The organism is Bradyrhizobium sp. BRP19 (assembly GCF_020194195.1).
Classification (GTDB): Bacteria; Pseudomonadota; Alphaproteobacteria; order Rhizobiales; family Xanthobacteraceae; genus Bradyrhizobium; species Bradyrhizobium yuanmingense.
On record NZ_JADYVZ010000011.1, the window covers coordinates 119,314 to 134,688 of the forward strand.

The following is a 15,375-nucleotide window of genomic DNA, read 5'->3' on the forward strand; positions in this document are numbered from 1 at the left end:
AACGGCTGGTTCAACTTTGGGTGTAGATTCGCCCCATGGACGAGCGACGCGACAAGGCCCGACATCGCGTGCTGAAGGCCGGAACGATCGAGTTCGGCGGCGGCGCGATCGACTGCACCGTCCGCAATCTCTCCGATACCGGCGCCGCACTCGACGTCGCCAGCCCCGTCGGCATTCCCGATCATTTCACCCTGTTCGTCCAGGCCGACGGCACGCATCGGACCTGCACGGTGGTCTGGCGCAAGGAAAAGCGGATCGGGGTCAGGTTCGGGTGATGATGTTTCCCTCTCCCCTTGTGGGAGGGGCTGGCTCACCGCGTAGCGGCGAGACGGGTGAGGGGTTCTATCCGCGAATCCAATTTTCGATTGAATGTGCGGAGACAACCCCTCATCCGGCGCTTCGCGCCACCTTCTCCCACAAGGGGAGAAGGAAAAGCGGGTGCGCCGTCACCTGCTACCCCGTCTCGACCTCAGTCAATCGGCTCGCCAATATCTTGTCGATCCTTCGCCCGTCGAGATCGACCACCTCGATGTGCCAGCCGCCGAAATCGAAGGCATCACCGACATCGGGCAGCTTGCTGAATTGTTGCAGCACGAGGCCCGCGACCGTGTTGTAACGATGCGGCGGCAGCTCGATGCCGAGCAGTTCGCCGAACTCGTCGACCGGCATCCAGCCGGAGATCAGCAGCGAATCGTCTTCGCGCCTGATGAAGGCCGGCTCGGGCGGTCCCTCCTCGGAATGAAAGGCGCCGACGATCGAGTAGAGGATGTCGGCGGCCGTCACCATGCCTTCGAAGGCACCGTATTCGTCATAGACGAGCCCGACGTGAACCGGCGCCGCTTTCAGGATGGTCAGCACGTCGCGCGCATCCGCCGACACCGGGATGCCGGGCGCCTCGCGCACCAGCGCGCGCAGGTCCGGGTTGCGTTCGTTCATATAGGCGACCAGCAAATCCTTGGCCTGCAGCACGCCGATCGGCTTGTCGCGGTCACCGTCTGAGACGGGAAAGCGCGAATGCGGGCTCTTGGCGATGATCTCCTGGATGGCGGCGGGATCGTCGTTCAAGTCGATCTCGTCGACCTCGGTGCGCGGCGTCATGACCGCGCCGACCGGCCGGTCGCCCAGCCGCATCACGCCGGCGATCATCTCCTTCTCGCCCGGCTCGAGCACGCCTGCGCTCTCGGCCTCGCTGACGAGGTGATGGATCTCGTCCTCCGAGACCTTCTCCTCGGCCTTGCCGCCGCGGCCGAGCAGCGTGAGGATCAGTTTGCCGGAGACGTCGAGCAGAAACACGAGCGGCAGCGATATTTTCGCAAGCGCGTGCATCGCCGGCGCGACCCGCACCGCGATGCTTTCAGGATCGCGCAGCGCCACCTGCTTCGGCACCAACTCGCCGACGATCAAGGTGCCGTAGGTGATGAGCGTGACCACGATGCCGACGCCGACGATGTCGGCAATGCCCTTGGACAGGCCGAGCTCGAGCAGCCATTGCGTCAGCCGCTGCCCGAGCGTCGCGCCCGAGAACGCGCCGGAGAGCACACCGACCAGCGTGATGCCGATCTGCACCGTCGAGAGGAACTTGCCGGGATCGGCCGCCAGCGTCAGCGCCCGCTCGGCGCCGCGCACGCCCTTGGCCGCGAGCAGCGACAGCCGCGCTGGGCGCGATGACACCACGGCCAGCTCCGACATGGAGAGCAGGCCGTTGATGACGATCAGGACGACGACGATGGCGAGTTCGAGCGAAAGCATTGACGTTCCGGAGGTAAGCAAGTGTGGCCGGGCTGCCGGCAAGCCACTGATATAGGTATTCAGTGCGGAAGTGCTGGCGATTCTGCTTATTCGTCGCCGAAAGGGAACCCGTGCGCGACGGCGTTCCCAAAGGCGTCCGCGACGACTTGACACCCCGCGGAACTACGGATCGTTGCTTAACGAGCCCTTAGTGGCCGCCCGCTAGCTTTTGCCCTTGCAAGAATAGACCCGGGGACCTGAGGATGCGGATCGGAAAGCTTTTCGCGCTGTCGATGCTGACGGTGACGGTGTTTGCAGTCATCCTCGGCGCCGAGGTGCTAATACCGCAGGCGCGCATCTTCACCGATCGCTCCGATGCGATCAAGACGGTGGAGGCATTTGGCGCGACGCTGCTGGCCAACCAGCACGTCGCCAGCCTTCGCGCTCCCTATATCGGACCGATCTTCCAGGAAGGCGCTGCAACGCAGGCGCAGCTCGAAGTTGCCGCGAAGGCCGCGAAAACGGCCGAGGAGGGCTTCGAGGCCGCGAGGCGCGCCGTCATGGTGCTGGACGGCGGCGGCGCCATCGCCGAGAATCTTGACCGTGCCGCGCGGCGGCTGAAGGAAGTCACCACGGCGGCCGATCGCGCGATGAGCGTTCCGCTGGCGGCGCGCGACGGCGCCGCGACCAAGGGATTCCTCCCCGGCGTTGCCGAGGTCATCGGCCACATCGAACCGGTCATGAACAAGCTCGAGGCGAAGGTCATCAACGCCGATTCCTCGCTTGCGGCGCTGTTGAACCTGGCGCGGACGGCGCAGGATCTGCGCGTTTCGGCCGGCAGCCGCGCGGCCACGCTGTCCCCGGCGCTCACTGCGCGCCGTCCGCTCACCGCGGCCGAACTGTCGCTGATGGATCGCATGCAGGGGCGCGTGGAGGTCGATCGCGAGCGCATCGAGGCCGGTCTCGAACAGCTCGAAAATCCCGTCCGCATCGCCACCGCACTGAAGGCGGCTACGGAATCCTATTTTGGAAAAGCCGCGGTTGCCGTGGACAAGGAGATTCCTGCAGCACGGACTGACGGTAAGTACGCCGGCACCGCCGACGAGCTGGCGAAGATCATCGTGCCGGCCATCCAGATGTTCTACGGCGTGCGCGACGCTGCGCTGGCGGAAGCCGCCGAGCGCGCCTCGGCCGCTCGCGACGGCGCGTTGGCGATGCTCGCGCTCGCCGGCGTCGCCGTGCTGGCCCTGCTCGGCACGCTCGGTGGCGTGACCATGATGCTGCGCAGGCGCGTGGTGACGCCGCTCGGCCGGATCGCCGACGTGATCGGAGCGCTCGCCGCCGGGCAGCACGAGGTCGAGATTCCCGCGACGGGCCGCAGCGACGAGATCGGCCAGGTCGCCGGCTCGCTCCAGCATTTCAAGGATTCGCTGCTCGCCAAGAAGTCCGCCGACGAGGCGGCCGCGATCGAGGCGGAAGCGAAGCTGAAGCGCAGCCAGCGCATGGATCAGATCGCGCGCGAGTTCGAAGCCATGATCGGCGACGTCATCAACACCGTCTCGTCGGCATCCTCGGAGCTGGAAGTCTCCGCGGGAACGCTGACGAGCACGGCCGAGCAATCGGAAAAGGTCACGGCGACTGTTGCGGCCGCATCCGAGCAGGCCTCCACCAACGTGCAGACCGTTGCCGCCGCGGCCGAGGAGATGGCCTCGTCGGTCGACGAGATCAGCCGTCAGGTTCAGGATTCCGCGCGCATCGCCGGCGAGGCCGTGCAGCAGGCCGGGCGGACCAACGAGCATGTCGGCGAGCTCGCCAGGGCCGCAGGCCGGATCGGCGACGTCGTCGAGCTCATCAGCCAGATCGCCGGCCAGACCAACCTTCTGGCGCTCAACGCCACCATCGAGGCGGCGCGCGCCGGCGAGGCCGGTCGCGGCTTCGCCGTCGTCGCGTCCGAGGTCAAGGCGCTGGCCGAGCAGACCGCCAAGGCCACCGGCGAGATCAGCCAGCAGATCTCGGGCATCCAGACGGCGACGGAGGACTCCGTCGGCGCCATCAAATCGATCGGCGATACCATCTCCCGCATGTCCGAGATCGCGTCCGCAATCGCCGCGGCGGTCGAGGAGCAGGGCGCAGCGACGCGGGAGATTTCCCGCAACGTGCAGCAGGCCGCGCGCGGCACCCAGCAGGTCTCCGCCAGCATCGTCGACGTGCAGCGCGGCGCGAGCCAAACCGGATCGGCCTCCTCCAACGTGCTCGCATCGGCGAGATCGCTGTCCGGCGAGAGCAGCCGGCTCAAGGTCGAGGTCGGAAAATTCCTGGACGCGATCCGCGCGGCGTGACGAGCGTCTCTCGCCGCTTGGTGAGGCAATCGCATTGAAGAGCGACGTGCCCGCGGTCCATCCTTCGAGACGCCCGCCTCTGGCGGGCTCCTCAGGATGAGGACGGACTATGCGGCAGCTATTTCCACGGGCGCCGGTGTTGCTTAGCCTCATCCTGAGGAGACCGCGACGCGGTCGTCTCGAAGGACGCGTCGCGCGCACCGAAGTCGCGTCGAGCTCAGAACTCCCCGTGCAGCCGCCCCGAAAACACCGACACCGGTCCGCGGTCGGCATTGTAGGCGGGGTTGACGATGAGCTGGTAGTCGGCGGTGAGGGTGATGTTCTTGTTCACCGCATAGGCGTAATAGGTTTCAAGGATACGTTCCTTGCGGTAGTTCAGCGCGCCGTCGCCGACCAGCACACCAAGGCCGCCGGCGGCGAGGAAGTCGCGATAATCCTGCGAGATCGCATTGATCGCGCCGCCGACGCCGATCACGTCGTCGGGTCGGCCCCAAGTCGTGCCTTTGATCGAAACGCCGCCGGACAGGCTGCGATGAATGTCGGTGAAGGCCAGCGTTTCTGTCTTGCCGTCGTTCCAGCTCCAGCGGCCGAACAGGCCGACATCGTCGGTGATCGCCTGCTCGAGGTTGAGCACGTAGCCGTACTTCAGGCGGCCGCGCCGGGTCTGCGCGATGTCGAGATTGAGCGCGGGATTGTCCAGCGTCTCGCGGAAGCTGCCCATGTTGGCGCTATCGAGCCAGCCGATGGTCCTGAGCTTGCCCGGCCGGCCGAACAGCGAGAAGCGCGTCTCGAGCTCGAGCAAATATTGACCGCGCTCCCCGACCCTGGTGTCGAAGTGATTGGCGTTGGACTCGGAGACCATCAGGAAATAGCCGCCGCGTAGCGCCCATTGCTTCTGGTTGAGCTCGGCGGTGACGCCGTAGGTGAGACCGACCTTGTCGGCGGAATAGTCGAAGGCGCCGGGCGCCCAGATCGACCAGTTCATGAAGTCCCGGCGCGTATCCTTGGCGTAGGCATTGCCGTCGAACACGTCGATCACCGGAAACTTGCCGGCCTGAATCGTGAGGCGTGACACGTCGACCTTCTGCCCCAGCTGCAGCTGACCGCTCGCGAGCTCTTCCTGCTCGCCGCCGAAGCCCAAGGTCTGGCGCACGAACAGGCGCGAGGTGTTGTAGTGCGGATAGGGGAAGTTCGACTTCTGCGCTTCGCCGTTCGGGAAGCCGGCCGCACCGACCGTGTCGTTCAGCCCAAATCCCTGCAGCAGCTCGGGATTGTAATAGACCTCGCCGCCGTCCCACAGCCGCGCGTTCAGGAACAGGCTGTTGCTCCAGGTCGCTTTGGCCTGCCGCGACGGCGACAGCGAGTTCGGCCCGGTATAGAGCGCGGGAAAGGATGGATAGCCTTGCGGAAGATAAGTGGTCTGGCCGTGAATCTCCCAGCGGTCCGATTCGGTGTCGATCAGTGAGCTCTTCGGATCATAGCTAGGCAGGCCCGGCCAATCGACCTTGCGGTTGAGGCCGAGCCTGACCTGCTGGAAGTCGAGCGACGAGGACGTGTATTGCGCGCCCGTGGAGAAGGCGACGTTGGCGCCGTCGAAGCGGCTGTAGAGATACTCGAGCCGCGCGCTCCAATGCGGCGCGAAGGCGTATTCGAGGCCGGCGCCTGCGACCCAGCCGGGCCGCGTGTTCAGGATCTTCGGGATTTCGGCGCCGGAGGCCGGCGCGTCGAAATAGCGCTCGCCCATCCAGGCGAAGCCGCCGGTGGCATAGATGAGCCAGGGACCGCTGGTGTAGCCGACGCGGCCGCGCACGCTCGCGGCGTAGTCCCATTGCTGGGTGACGGTGTTGGCGGGCGTTGCCAGGAACGAGACGATCGAGTTCGAGGTGATGTAGTTGGGAAACGTAAAATCGCCTTCGACGCCGACCAGCCAGCCGGAGTTGAGGCGGTAATTGTAGCCCGCCTGCACGCCGCCGATCATGCCGCTGAAGACGCCGCTGTCGCCGAGTGCGGTGCCGTCGTTCAGCGCGAAGCGCGACGAGCCGCGGCTGTAGCCGGCATGCGCGCCGATATAGAGACCGGTCCAGTCATAGACCGCTCTCAAGGCCGGCTCCTTCAGCGGCAGATCGGCCGCGCGGCCGGCGGTCGGAAAAGCCAGCACGCCCGTGGCAATCGCCGCGGCCGTTCGCAAGCACCGGTGTCTGTGACCTCTCAACGCCAAACGCACGCCCCCAAACGGGAATGTGTCCCACCCGCCGCGATATCCCTGCCGGGTCGCGGCGATTCTGTCACCAGGCCTCCGCGTTCGAGGCGACCGGCCGGGATGGTCCTCGACTTCGTCCCAAGCTCCTGAATCTGCGAACAAGCCTTATTGCGAATAATTCGCAAGAGCAACTGACGTGCGTTGTCGTAGAGGAGAGTTCGCACCACTGTGTGACACGGGTGCAACAACGCCTCTTCTCGGCCAGCAACCTGGACAGCTCAAGCAGAGCCCGGCCTCTGCGGGAGGACCTATCCGGGACGGATGGGAGGGGCGACGGGCCGGCCTCCCGGGCCGGCGGAAGCATCTAGCAGCCGCGGCAGATGCCCTTGATCTTCTTGTCGAGCAGCGCGTCTTCCTTGCTGGACGGACTGCTCGCCGCCGGTTTGCTCATCGCCGGACCATTGCTCGCCGGTGTGATCGCGCCCCAGCGCTCCTGCCAGAGTTTCTCGCCGATCGTGCAGAGAACCCGCGGCTCCTTGTCCGTAGAGGGCGCCGGCGATTGTTTCGGCGTGAGGCCCGCCACCTCGAGAGCCAGCTTGGTCCGGATCGCCTCCTCGAAATTTTCACGGTTGGTGATCGGCACAACAAACGAACCTGGGCCGCCAATCACGCAATCCTCATAGTACCAATCGATATGATCGATATGCTGAAAGTCTGTCGGAGCAGCGGGTGTCGCGTTGGTCATGACCGGCAGGCCGGTGATGACGATGCCCTGCTGCAAAGCTGTGTCGCGTGCTGAGGTGACCGGATCGCCGTTGCTGTTGGGACCATCGCCCGAGACGTCGATGATACGGCGCGGACCACGGTAGGGGTTCTGCTGGAACAGCGACGCGGCGAACTTAATTGCACTTGAAATCGAGGTGCGCGAACCGCGGCGGATCGGTGCATTGGTGATTTCAGTTGCGACGGCCTCAGCCGCTGCCGGCCCGTCGATCTGTCGCCAGGGAACGATTATTTTCTGATCGCTGGTTGACGACCATTCGAAATAGGTCAGCGCGATCTTGCCGATCGGGCCGGCTCGCACCGCTCCGAGAAACTCCTTCGAGACAATGGCCTTGGCATAGCCTTCGCGTTGGGCTGCAAGGTCATCCGGCTCCATTGAGTAGGAAACGTCGACTGCGATGACGAGCTCGAGGTCCACGGCGGGGCGGCTGTCGCCCTGGGTCGCCGTTAGCGGCTGTGAGGCCGGCTCGGGACATGCTTGTGTCGATGTCAGGATCGCAATCAGGATCAATCCAATCGAGATCTGCCAACTCACGCTCGCCCTCCAGCCGCCCATTCGTATCCTGACACGCGGAACGTGCAATCGGAAGGGCCGTCCGACTCATCATGGGTTGTTCTGGCCGCAAAACGGAATGACCCCGCCCGGGGGGGACAGCCGGGCGGGGTCGGGGGCACGACACGGGGTGGATGAGGCGCCCGTGTCGGACGCGGGATCCACGTGGAGATCGGCCTCAGATACTCAGATCAGTAGCAGGTGCGAACGCGGCCGATGTACTGGCCGAAGGCGTTGTACTGGGCGACCCAGCCGCAGCGGTAATAGCCGTGGTAATAGGGATCGTTGGTAGCAGCGATCGCGGAGCCGACGACGGCGGCGGTAGCGATGCCGGCGCCGACACCCCAGACCCACTTCGGCTGCTTGGCTTCGGCCGAATTGGTGGTGGACGCGATGCTGCCGGCAACAGTGAGAGCAGCGAGAGCTGCGGCGGCAATCTTGGTCTTAATCGACATGTGAAAACTCCATCCGGGGTTGAGGCGGTCCGTTGTGGCCCGCGTGCCCAGTTGGACGGAGGCTGCTCGCGTCCGGTTCGAAGACTGCAAATGCGCTCGCGAAGAATAGATCTTTCCTGAATGAATCCAGGAAGATGCCCCCTAGCCGAGGGGACCCTTGGCAAGCCTGTTCACGTCGAAGTTATCGACCTCACCCAGCAGCTCGCAGAACGCCGTCGCGCCCTGATCGAGCAGCTGCTCGCCCTTCTCTGGCTGCGCCAGCGTCGCGTTGCCGACGGCACCGCTGGTGTTGAGATCCTGCGCCTGCCAGGCGAACGGCGCCGGCCGCTGCGTCGACAGCCAGCGATACTGCTGCTCGATCGCGATGCTGCTCGCGGGAAAATCGGCGATCGCATCCTTGTGCACCTGATCCGGATAGCGCGCCAGCATGATCGAGGTTTCGACCGCGCCGCCGTGAATGCCGTGCCGCACTTCATCGGCCGGGAACAATTTGTCGGCGCCTGAGAGCCGTGACCACGACGTCGTCACCACGAACAGCTTGTGATGCGCACGCAGATCCTGCGCGACCAGCATCATCGCCGCGCTGTTGCCGCCATGGCTGGTGACGATGACGAGCTTCCTCACGCCGCGGCGTGCAACGTCCGCGCCGATCGCTGCCCATTTCCTCAGCGCGATTTCAGTCGGCAGCGTCTGCGTGCCCGGATAGTCGATATGTTCGGTCGAAATCCCGACCCGTTCGACCGGGAGGAAGCTCGCCGGAATGCTGGCGGGCAACAGTTCGCGCACACGTGCGAGGTAGGCGTCCGCGATCAGCACGTCCGTCGTCAGCGGCAGATGCGGGCCGTGCTGCTCGGTTGCCGCCAGCGGCAAAACCGCGATCCAGCGCGACACCTCGCCGGGGCTCGCATCAGCCCAGTCGATGTCGATCCAGTCGCGGGAGGGCGTCATCGAGGTTTCCTTGCCCGAATTTGTCACGTAATTTGCGGTTTGAGGGGATGCGGGCCCGGGCGGCTCGCATCCCCTGATGTCATGCGGTTCTATCGCGTTGCCTTCACCCGGACCAGACGCGATTGGGCCAGCCACGATCGACGGAGTGCCATTATGACCCCCTTTCATCTGCGGCGAGCGTTAATTGCGGGCTTGTTGGCCGCTCTCGCCTCCTTTGCGCCGGCGCGCGCCCAAACGCTGGACAAGGTCACCTTCGGCACCAACTGGGTCGCCGAGGCCGAGCATGGCGGCTTCTTCCAGGCGGTCGCCGACGGCACCTACAAGAAATACGGCCTCGACGTCACCATCGTCCCCGGCGGCCCGAACGAGAACAACCGGATGCTGCTGATCGCCGGCAAGATCGATTTCTTCATGGCCGCGAACACGCTGATGTCGTTCGATGCCGTCGCCAACAACGTTCCCGTCATCACCATCGCCGCGATTTTCCAGAAGGATCCGCAGGTGATGCTGACGCAGCCTGATGCCAAGGTCGCCAAGCTCGAGGACCTCAAGCCGCTGACGCTGTTCGTCTCCAAGGAAGGCATGACCAGCTACTTCCAGTGGCTGAAATCCGAATACGGCTTCAGCGACAAGAACGTCCGCCCCTATAATTTCAATCCGCAGCCCTTCATCGCCAACGCGAAGAGCGCGATGCAGGGTTACGTGACCTCCGAGCCGTTTGCGGTGGAGAAGGCCGCCGGCTTCAAGCCCAACGTGCTGTTGCTCGCCGATTACGGCTTCAACACCTATTCGACGCTGATCGAAACCCGCCGCGAGATCGTCGAGAAGAAGCCTGACCTCGTGCAGCGCTTCGTCGATGCCTCCATGATCGGCTGGTACAATTACCTCTACCGGGACAATTCCGCCGGCAACGCCCTGATCAAGCAGCTCAACCCGGAGATGACCGACGATCTCCTGGCCTATTCCGTCGTCAAGATGAAGGAGCACGGCATCGTCGATTCCGGCGACAGCTTGAAGAACGGCATCGGCGCAATGAGCGACGAGCGCTATGCCTCCTTCTTCAACAAGATGGTCAAGGCTGGGGTCGTGAAGGCGGATCTCGACTACCGCAAATCCTACACGCTGCGCTTCGTCAACAAGGGCGTCGGCGTCGAGCTGCGCCCGAACAAGCCCTAACGCATGGTGAGGTCAGGCGTAGGTGGCTCGGCATTCTACACCTCTCCCGACGGGAGAGGTCGCATCGCATCACAAGATGCGATGCAGGTGAGGGGTTACGCTCTCTCGTGGGACCTGAGGCCCCTCACCCGGCGCTACGCGCCGACCTCTCCCCGTCGGGAAGAGGTGAGGGACGCTGCTCGACCGATACCCACAGCTGCCGGCCATCGATGATCGAGCACAAGGCCTCATCTACCGTCGAGGCCGGCCTGACGGCTCTCGCCGTCAGCCTGCGCGGCGTGACGAAGGTTTACGACAACGGCGTGATGGCGCTCGGCCCGTTCGACCTTGCCGTCCGCAAGGGCGAGTTCATCTCGCTGCTGGGACCCTCCGGCTGCGGCAAGTCGACGGTGTTGCGGCTGATCGCCGAGCTCAGCGCGCCGTCGTCGGGCACGGTGCGAGTGGCACGGCACGAGGGCGTGCCACAGCCAGGTCACGGCATCGGCTTCGTGTTTCAGGAGCCGACCCTGATGCCCTGGGCCAATGTCCGCGAGAACGTGCGCCTGCCGCTGAAGCTCGGCGGCGTGCCGAAGGCGGAGGGGCGCGCGCGTGCCGACGCGGCGCTGGCCAGCGTCGGCCTTGCTGATTTCGCCGATGCCTTTCCGCGCGAGCTCTCCGGCGGCATGAAGATGCGGGTGTCGCTGGCGCGTGCGCTTGTCACCGATCCCGATATCCTCCTGATGGACGAGCCGTTCGCCGCGCTCGACGAGATCACGCGCTTCCGCCTCAACAACGATCTGCTGGCGCTGTGGCGAGGCTTACGCAAGACCGTCATCTTCGTCACCCATTCGGTGTTCGAATCCGTCTATCTGTCGCAGCGCGTCGTCGTCATGACGGCGCGCCCCGGCCGCATCCAGGCCGACATCCGCATCGAGACGGTCGAGCCGCGGGGCGAGGAGTTTCGCACCTCGACGGCCTATTCCGATTATTGCCGACGCGTGTCGGCCGCGCTGGCGCCGTCCTATTCGGGGCAGTCGACGCTATGAACGCTCAAGCTCCCGTGCCCGCAAAATCGTCCGGCGCGCAACGCGCGATGCGCTTCGTGCTGCCCGTCATCGTCTTCGCAGCCGGCCTCTTTGCCTGGGAACTCGTGGTCCGCATCAGGGAGATCCCGCCTTACGTGCTGCCGGCGCCCTCCGTCATCGTGCTGACACTGATCAAGGACTGGGCGGTGCTGTCACAATCGCTGGCGACCACGCTTGTCACCACGCTCGAAGGTTTTGTCGCCGCCAGCATCGGCGGCATCGCACTGGCGCTGCTGTTCAACCAGTCGAAATGGGTGGAATATTCGCTGTTCCCCTATGCAATCGTGCTGCAGGTGACGCCTGTCATCGCGATCGCGCCGCTCTTGCTGATCTATCTGGAGCAGCAGACCGCGGTGGTCGTCTGCGCCTTCATCGTCGCCTTCTTCCCGGTGCTGTCGAACACCACGCTCGGGCTAAACTCGGTGGACCGCAACCTCGCCGGCCTGTTCCAGCTCTATGGCGCATCGAAGCCGCAAACCCTGCGCTTCCTCAAGCTGCCGGCGGCGCTGCCCTACATCCTCGGCGGCCTGCGCATCGCCGGCGGCCTGTCGCTGATCGGCGCGGTCGTGGCCGAGATCGCGGCCGGAACGGCCGGCGCCGGCTCCGGGCTCGCCTACAGGATCGCCGAGTCAGGCTATCGCTTGAACATACCCCGCATGTTCGCCGCGCTGCTTCTGTTGTCGCTGGCCGGGATTGTCATCTATGGGGTGCTGGCGCTAGTTTCCCACCTCGTTTTACGGCGCTGGCATGAGAGCGCGCTTGGAAAGGAAAACTGATGGCTGCCGGTTCGATTTCGTCCGAAAAGATCGACCTTCTGATCTATGGGCCGGTGCGGCCGATCCTCGAGAACGGGTTTTCCGATCATTTCGTCGTGCACAAGGCGGAGACGCGCGGCGATCTCGAGCGGCTGACGCCGGCGGTCCGCGACAAGATCCGCGGCGTCGCGGTGACCTACCACACCGTGCGTGCGGACAAGGACTCGCTGTCGCAGCTGCCGAAGCTGGAGATGGTGGCGAGCTTCGGCGTCGGCTACGACCACATCGATGCCAAATATGCCGCCGAGCACGGCATTATCGTGACCAACACGCCCGACGTCTTGACCGAGGAGGTCGCCGACGTCGCGATGGGCCTTCTGATCTCCACCTTGCGCGAGTTCATCAAGGCCGACCGCTATGTCCGCTCCGGGCTCTGGCAGACCCAGAACTATCCGCTCAGCGTCGGCTCGCTGCGCGACCGCAAGGTCGGCATCGTCGGCATGGGCCGGATCGGCCAGGCCATCGCGCGCCGGTTAGATGCCTCGCTGGTGCCGGTGGTCTACCACTCCCGCAATCCCTCCAAGGACGTCTCGTACAAGCACTATCCTGACCTGATCGAGATGGCGAAAGCGGTCGACACGCTTGTTGTGATCGTGCCCGGCGGTGCCAGCACCAACAAGATGATCAATGAAGAGGTGCTCAAGGCGCTCGGCCCGCGCGGCGTGCTGGTCAACGTCGCCCGCGGCTCGGTGATCGACGAGCCGGCGCTGATCCAGGCGCTGAAATCCGGCACCATTCTCGCCGCCGGGCTCGACGTGTTTGCGGCCGAGCCGAACGTGCCCGACGAGCTCAAGACCATGCAGAACGTCGTGCTGCTGCCGCATATCGGCTCGGCCTCGGTGGTGACGCGCAACGCCATGGACCAGCTCGTGGTCGACAATCTCAAGGCCTGGTTCGCCGGCAAGGCGCCGCTGACGCCGGTTGCGGAAACGCCGGTCAACGGACGCTGATGATCGCTCGTCGCCTTCTCGCATATGTCGTTGCGGCCTGCCTGGCCGCGATCGGCGCCGTCGCGGCCTCCTTGGCCGCGATCGGCATCGCGCATGCGCAGGATGCGGCGAGCCTGAAGAAGCAGATGCCCGGACAATGGGAGCTCTCGACCACCGAGCGCAGCAAGACCTGCGTCGTCACGCTGAAGGCTGACGCCGCAGGCCAGGGTTTCAAGCTGGAGCTGGAGCCGTCCTGCAAGACCGCGCTGCCCTTCACCAAGGACATCGTGGCCTGGAGCGTGAGGGGCCTCGACATCGTGCGCCTGCAGGATGCGACCGGCGAAGCCGTGATCGACTTCACCGAGGTCGAGGCCGGCATCTTCGAGGGCCTGCGCCAGGGTGAGGGCGTCTACATTCTGCAGGATCTCGCCGCCGCGCGCTCGATGGCGAAGTCGATGGACCAGATGATCGGCGATTGGTCGATGGTGCGCCGCAACGGCCAGCCGGTGTGCGGGCTGACGCTGACCAACACCGAGGCTGATGCGGACAATTTCCAGGTTTTCCTCAAGCCGAGATGCGACGCCACGATCGCGCAGTTCAACCCGACGCAATGGCGCCTCGAGCGCGGCCAGATCATCCTGATGTCGAAATCGGGCGAAGCCTGGCAATTCGAGGCCGACGACAACGCGCAGTGGCGCCGCGTCCCCGACACCGCCGATCCCCTGATCATGCTGCGGCAGTAGGGCGTCGGCCGAGACCGCTAAGGCCGCGCGGCGTTTGGTCGTGCCCTGACGGGACGAACTCGGATGGGCCAAAAATCGCCTTGACCCCGGAATATTGCCGGCTCGAACTTTTCTCGCATCTGGAGAGACCAAGACAGGAATCGTTCAAACTCGATCGGGCTTTGACATGAAATTCGTTGCCCTGGCCTTTTCGTGCCTTCTGCTTGTCGCGGCGCCCGCCAGCGCGAATGACAGCCGCACCTTCAATGCGATGGTCGCGTTGGCCAATCGCGGAGATGCGGAGGCGCAATATCATGTCGGCATGATGCACAATAACGGCATCGGCACACAGCAGGATCGCAGCCAGGCATTCGAGTGGTTTCAAAAATCGGCCGCGGCCAACGATCCGCTCGGAGCCTATAAGCTCGGCTGCTATTATGACGGGCAAGGCGTGGGCGTCGTCGCAACGGATCCGGATCAGGCATTGAAGTACAAGCTTGTGTCCGCCAAGGCCGGCTACGCGCGTGCCCAGCACGATGTCGCTCTCATGTATGACCGGCAAGGGAATTCGGAAGAAGCGCTGAAGTGGTGGAAGATGGCCGGCGACCAGGGGCTCCCTAGCGCCCTCTTCAGCCTGTCCCGCGCATATTCCGCAGGAAAGGGCACGCCGAGGGACGTGTCCCTGTCGTATGCCTATTTCAAGCTGTCGAAGGTGGCGCCGGCCAAGAATGTCAACGAGATGGCTTCGATGTTATCGAAGCCTGAGCTCGAGAAGGCCGAGAAACTGGTTGCGGAATGGAAGCCGCAACCGACCGCTCTGACGCTGAAGGCATTCGCCGGCATCACAGCCGCGGAAAACCACTTGAAAGCCGCCAAGAACCAGGCGTTCTGATTGGCCTAGATCAACCGCATTCCGCGCAGGCTCGCATGCCCGCTCTTGCCCACGATGATGTGGTCGTGCACGGCAATCCCGAGCGGTTTTGCGATGTCGATGATCGCCTTGGTCATCTGGATGTCGGCCTGCGAGGGCGAGGGATCGCCGGAGGGGTGGTTGTGCACTAGGATCAGCGCGGTCGCCGATAGTTCCAGCGCGCGCTTGATAACCTCGCGCGGATAGACCGGGGTGTGGTCGACCGTGCCGGTCTGCTGCACCTCGTCCGCGATCAGCTGGTTGCGCTTGTCCAGGAACAGCAGGCGGAATTGCTCCTTGTCGGCAAACGCCATGCTTGTGCGGCAATAGGCGATCACCTCGTTCCAGGATGACAGCGCGTTGCGGCTGTTGACCTCGCCCTTGGCAACGCGATGCGCGGCCGCGGCGATCAGCTTGAGCTGGTTGACCGCGGCCTCGCCGACCCCCTCGACCTCGCGCAAGCGCGCCACTGGCGCATGCACGACCTCGGCGAACGAGCCGAAGGTCTTGATCAGCGTCTTCGCCAGCGGCTTGGTGTCGCGCCGCGGCAGCGCGGCAAACAGCGCCATCTCGAGCAGCTCGTAATCGCTGAGCGCATCCGCGCCCGCGCTATAGAAGCGCTCGCGCAGCCGCTCGCGATGGCCGTGATAGTGCGGCGTGTCGTCAGGTCTGCTCTTGTCGTGGTCCGGCTTGGCGGGCATCGGCCGCCAGCATTGCCGGGGATGGTGGTTTTTGCAACCGTCAATTGCGCGC

Annotated in this window: 14 protein-coding genes; 8 read left to right on the forward strand and 6 right to left on the reverse strand. The window is 64.7% G+C overall.

What is annotated here, in order from left to right; translation table 11 throughout:
* Positions 1-35: 35 nt before the first annotated feature.
* On the forward strand, positions 36-275 hold the full coding sequence (locus I6F36_RS27650) for a PilZ domain-containing protein (RefSeq protein WP_036014228.1): 240 nt from the start codon (positions 36-38) through the stop codon (positions 273-275).
* 178 nt (positions 276-453) lie between these two features.
* On the opposite strand, the gene I6F36_RS27655 is transcribed toward I6F36_RS27650, so the two are convergent.
* Complete coding sequence (locus tag I6F36_RS27655; RefSeq protein ID WP_225172561.1) at positions 454-1,749, reverse strand: hemolysin family protein; 1,296 nt, start codon at positions 1,747-1,749, stop codon at positions 454-456.
* Between the two features lie 242 nt (positions 1,750-1,991).
* Here I6F36_RS27655 and I6F36_RS27660 point away from each other — a divergent pair, with 242 nt between their 5' ends.
* A complete protein-coding gene (locus tag I6F36_RS27660) occupies positions 1,992-4,067 on the forward strand; it encodes a methyl-accepting chemotaxis protein (protein ID WP_225172562.1) in 2,076 nt (691 codons plus the stop codon).
* A 217-nt stretch (positions 4,068-4,284) separates the two neighbouring features.
* Here the strand turns inward: I6F36_RS27660 and I6F36_RS27665 are convergent, their stop codons facing one another.
* The 4 genes from I6F36_RS27665 to I6F36_RS27680 form a co-directional block, all read right to left on the reverse strand.
* Positions 4,285-6,255 (reverse strand): carbohydrate porin, encoded by a 1,971-nt coding sequence (locus I6F36_RS27665; protein WP_225172563.1) that lies wholly within the window; start codon positions 6,253-6,255, stop codon positions 4,285-4,287.
* Positions 6,256-6,631: 376 nt separating this feature from the next.
* Complete coding sequence (locus tag I6F36_RS27670; protein ID WP_346656677.1) at positions 6,632-7,468, reverse strand: DUF1194 domain-containing protein; 837 nt, start codon at positions 7,466-7,468, stop codon at positions 6,632-6,634.
* 326 nt (positions 7,469-7,794) lie between these two features.
* Entirely contained in the window at positions 7,795-8,058 is a 264-nt protein-coding gene (locus I6F36_RS27675; RefSeq protein ID WP_225150782.1) for a hypothetical protein, read from the reverse strand.
* A 141-nt stretch (positions 8,059-8,199) separates the two neighbouring features.
* Positions 8,200-9,006, reverse strand: a complete 807-nt coding sequence (locus tag I6F36_RS27680) for a creatininase family protein (RefSeq protein WP_225172564.1) — start codon at positions 9,004-9,006, stop codon at positions 8,200-8,202.
* Between the two features lie 153 nt (positions 9,007-9,159).
* Here I6F36_RS27680 and I6F36_RS27685 point away from each other — a divergent pair, with 153 nt between their 5' ends.
* The 6 genes from I6F36_RS27685 (at position 9,160) to I6F36_RS27710 (ending at position 14,604) form a co-directional block, all read left to right on the forward strand.
* Entirely contained in the window at positions 9,160-10,182 is a 1,023-nt protein-coding gene (locus I6F36_RS27685) for an ABC transporter substrate-binding protein (RefSeq protein WP_225150786.1), read from the forward strand.
* A gap of 209 nt (positions 10,183-10,391) precedes the next feature.
* A complete protein-coding gene (locus I6F36_RS27690) occupies positions 10,392-11,207 on the forward strand; it encodes an ABC transporter ATP-binding protein (RefSeq protein WP_225172565.1) in 816 nt (271 codons plus the stop codon).
* Positions 11,204-12,022, forward strand: a complete 819-nt coding sequence (locus I6F36_RS27695) for an ABC transporter permease (protein ID WP_057027478.1) — start codon at positions 11,204-11,206, stop codon at positions 12,020-12,022. The genes I6F36_RS27690 and I6F36_RS27695 overlap by 4 nt, the downstream gene beginning before the upstream one ends.
* On the forward strand, positions 12,022-13,011 hold the full coding sequence (locus I6F36_RS27700; RefSeq protein WP_225172566.1) for a 2-hydroxyacid dehydrogenase: 990 nt from the start codon (positions 12,022-12,024) through the stop codon (positions 13,009-13,011). The genes I6F36_RS27695 and I6F36_RS27700 overlap by 1 nt, the downstream gene beginning before the upstream one ends.
* On the forward strand, positions 13,011-13,733 hold the full coding sequence (locus I6F36_RS27705) for an AprI/Inh family metalloprotease inhibitor (protein ID WP_036014220.1): 723 nt from the start codon (positions 13,011-13,013) through the stop codon (positions 13,731-13,733). Before I6F36_RS27700 ends, I6F36_RS27705 begins: the two co-directional genes overlap by 1 nt.
* A gap of 94 nt (positions 13,734-13,827) precedes the next feature.
* The gene (locus tag I6F36_RS27710) at positions 13,828-14,604 is read left to right on the forward strand and encodes a tetratricopeptide repeat protein (protein WP_225127052.1); all 777 of its coding nucleotides are present in this window, start codon (positions 13,828-13,830) and stop codon (positions 14,602-14,604) included.
* 5 nt (positions 14,605-14,609) lie between these two features.
* On the opposite strand, the gene radC is transcribed toward I6F36_RS27710, so the two are convergent.
* Entirely contained in the window at positions 14,610-15,323 is a 714-nt protein-coding gene (gene radC, locus I6F36_RS27715) for a DNA repair protein RadC (RefSeq protein WP_225172567.1), read from the reverse strand.
* Between the last annotated feature and the right edge of the window lie 52 nt (positions 15,324-15,375).

What these genes read in the sequence shown, in the direction of transcription:
- I6F36_RS27650 (WP_036014228.1), top strand. Translation starts at nt 36, where the DNA reads ATGGACGAGCGACGCGACAAGGCCCGACATCGCGTGCTGAAGGCCGGA.
- I6F36_RS27655 (WP_225172561.1), bottom strand. Translation starts at nt 1,749, where the DNA reads ATGCTTTCGCTCGAACTCGCCATCGTCGTCGTCCTGATCGTCATCAAC.
- I6F36_RS27660 (WP_225172562.1), top strand. Translation starts at nt 1,992, where the DNA reads ATGCGGATCGGAAAGCTTTTCGCGCTGTCGATGCTGACGGTGACGGTG.
- I6F36_RS27675 (WP_225150782.1), bottom strand. Translation starts at nt 8,058, where the DNA reads ATGTCGATTAAGACCAAGATTGCCGCCGCAGCTCTCGCTGCTCTCACT.
- I6F36_RS27680 (WP_225172564.1), bottom strand. Translation starts at nt 9,006, where the DNA reads ATGACGCCCTCCCGCGACTGGATCGACATCGACTGGGCTGATGCGAGC.
- I6F36_RS27685 (WP_225150786.1), top strand. Translation starts at nt 9,160, where the DNA reads ATGACCCCCTTTCATCTGCGGCGAGCGTTAATTGCGGGCTTGTTGGCC.
- I6F36_RS27690 (WP_225172565.1), top strand. Translation starts at nt 10,392, where the DNA reads ATGATCGAGCACAAGGCCTCATCTACCGTCGAGGCCGGCCTGACGGCT.
- I6F36_RS27695 (WP_057027478.1), top strand. Translation starts at nt 11,204, where the DNA reads ATGAACGCTCAAGCTCCCGTGCCCGCAAAATCGTCCGGCGCGCAACGC.
- I6F36_RS27700 (WP_225172566.1), top strand. Translation starts at nt 12,022, where the DNA reads ATGGCTGCCGGTTCGATTTCGTCCGAAAAGATCGACCTTCTGATCTAT.
- I6F36_RS27705 (WP_036014220.1), top strand. Translation starts at nt 13,011, where the DNA reads ATGATCGCTCGTCGCCTTCTCGCATATGTCGTTGCGGCCTGCCTGGCC.
- radC (WP_225172567.1), bottom strand. Translation starts at nt 15,323, where the DNA reads ATGCCCGCCAAGCCGGACCACGACAAGAGCAGACCTGACGACACGCCG.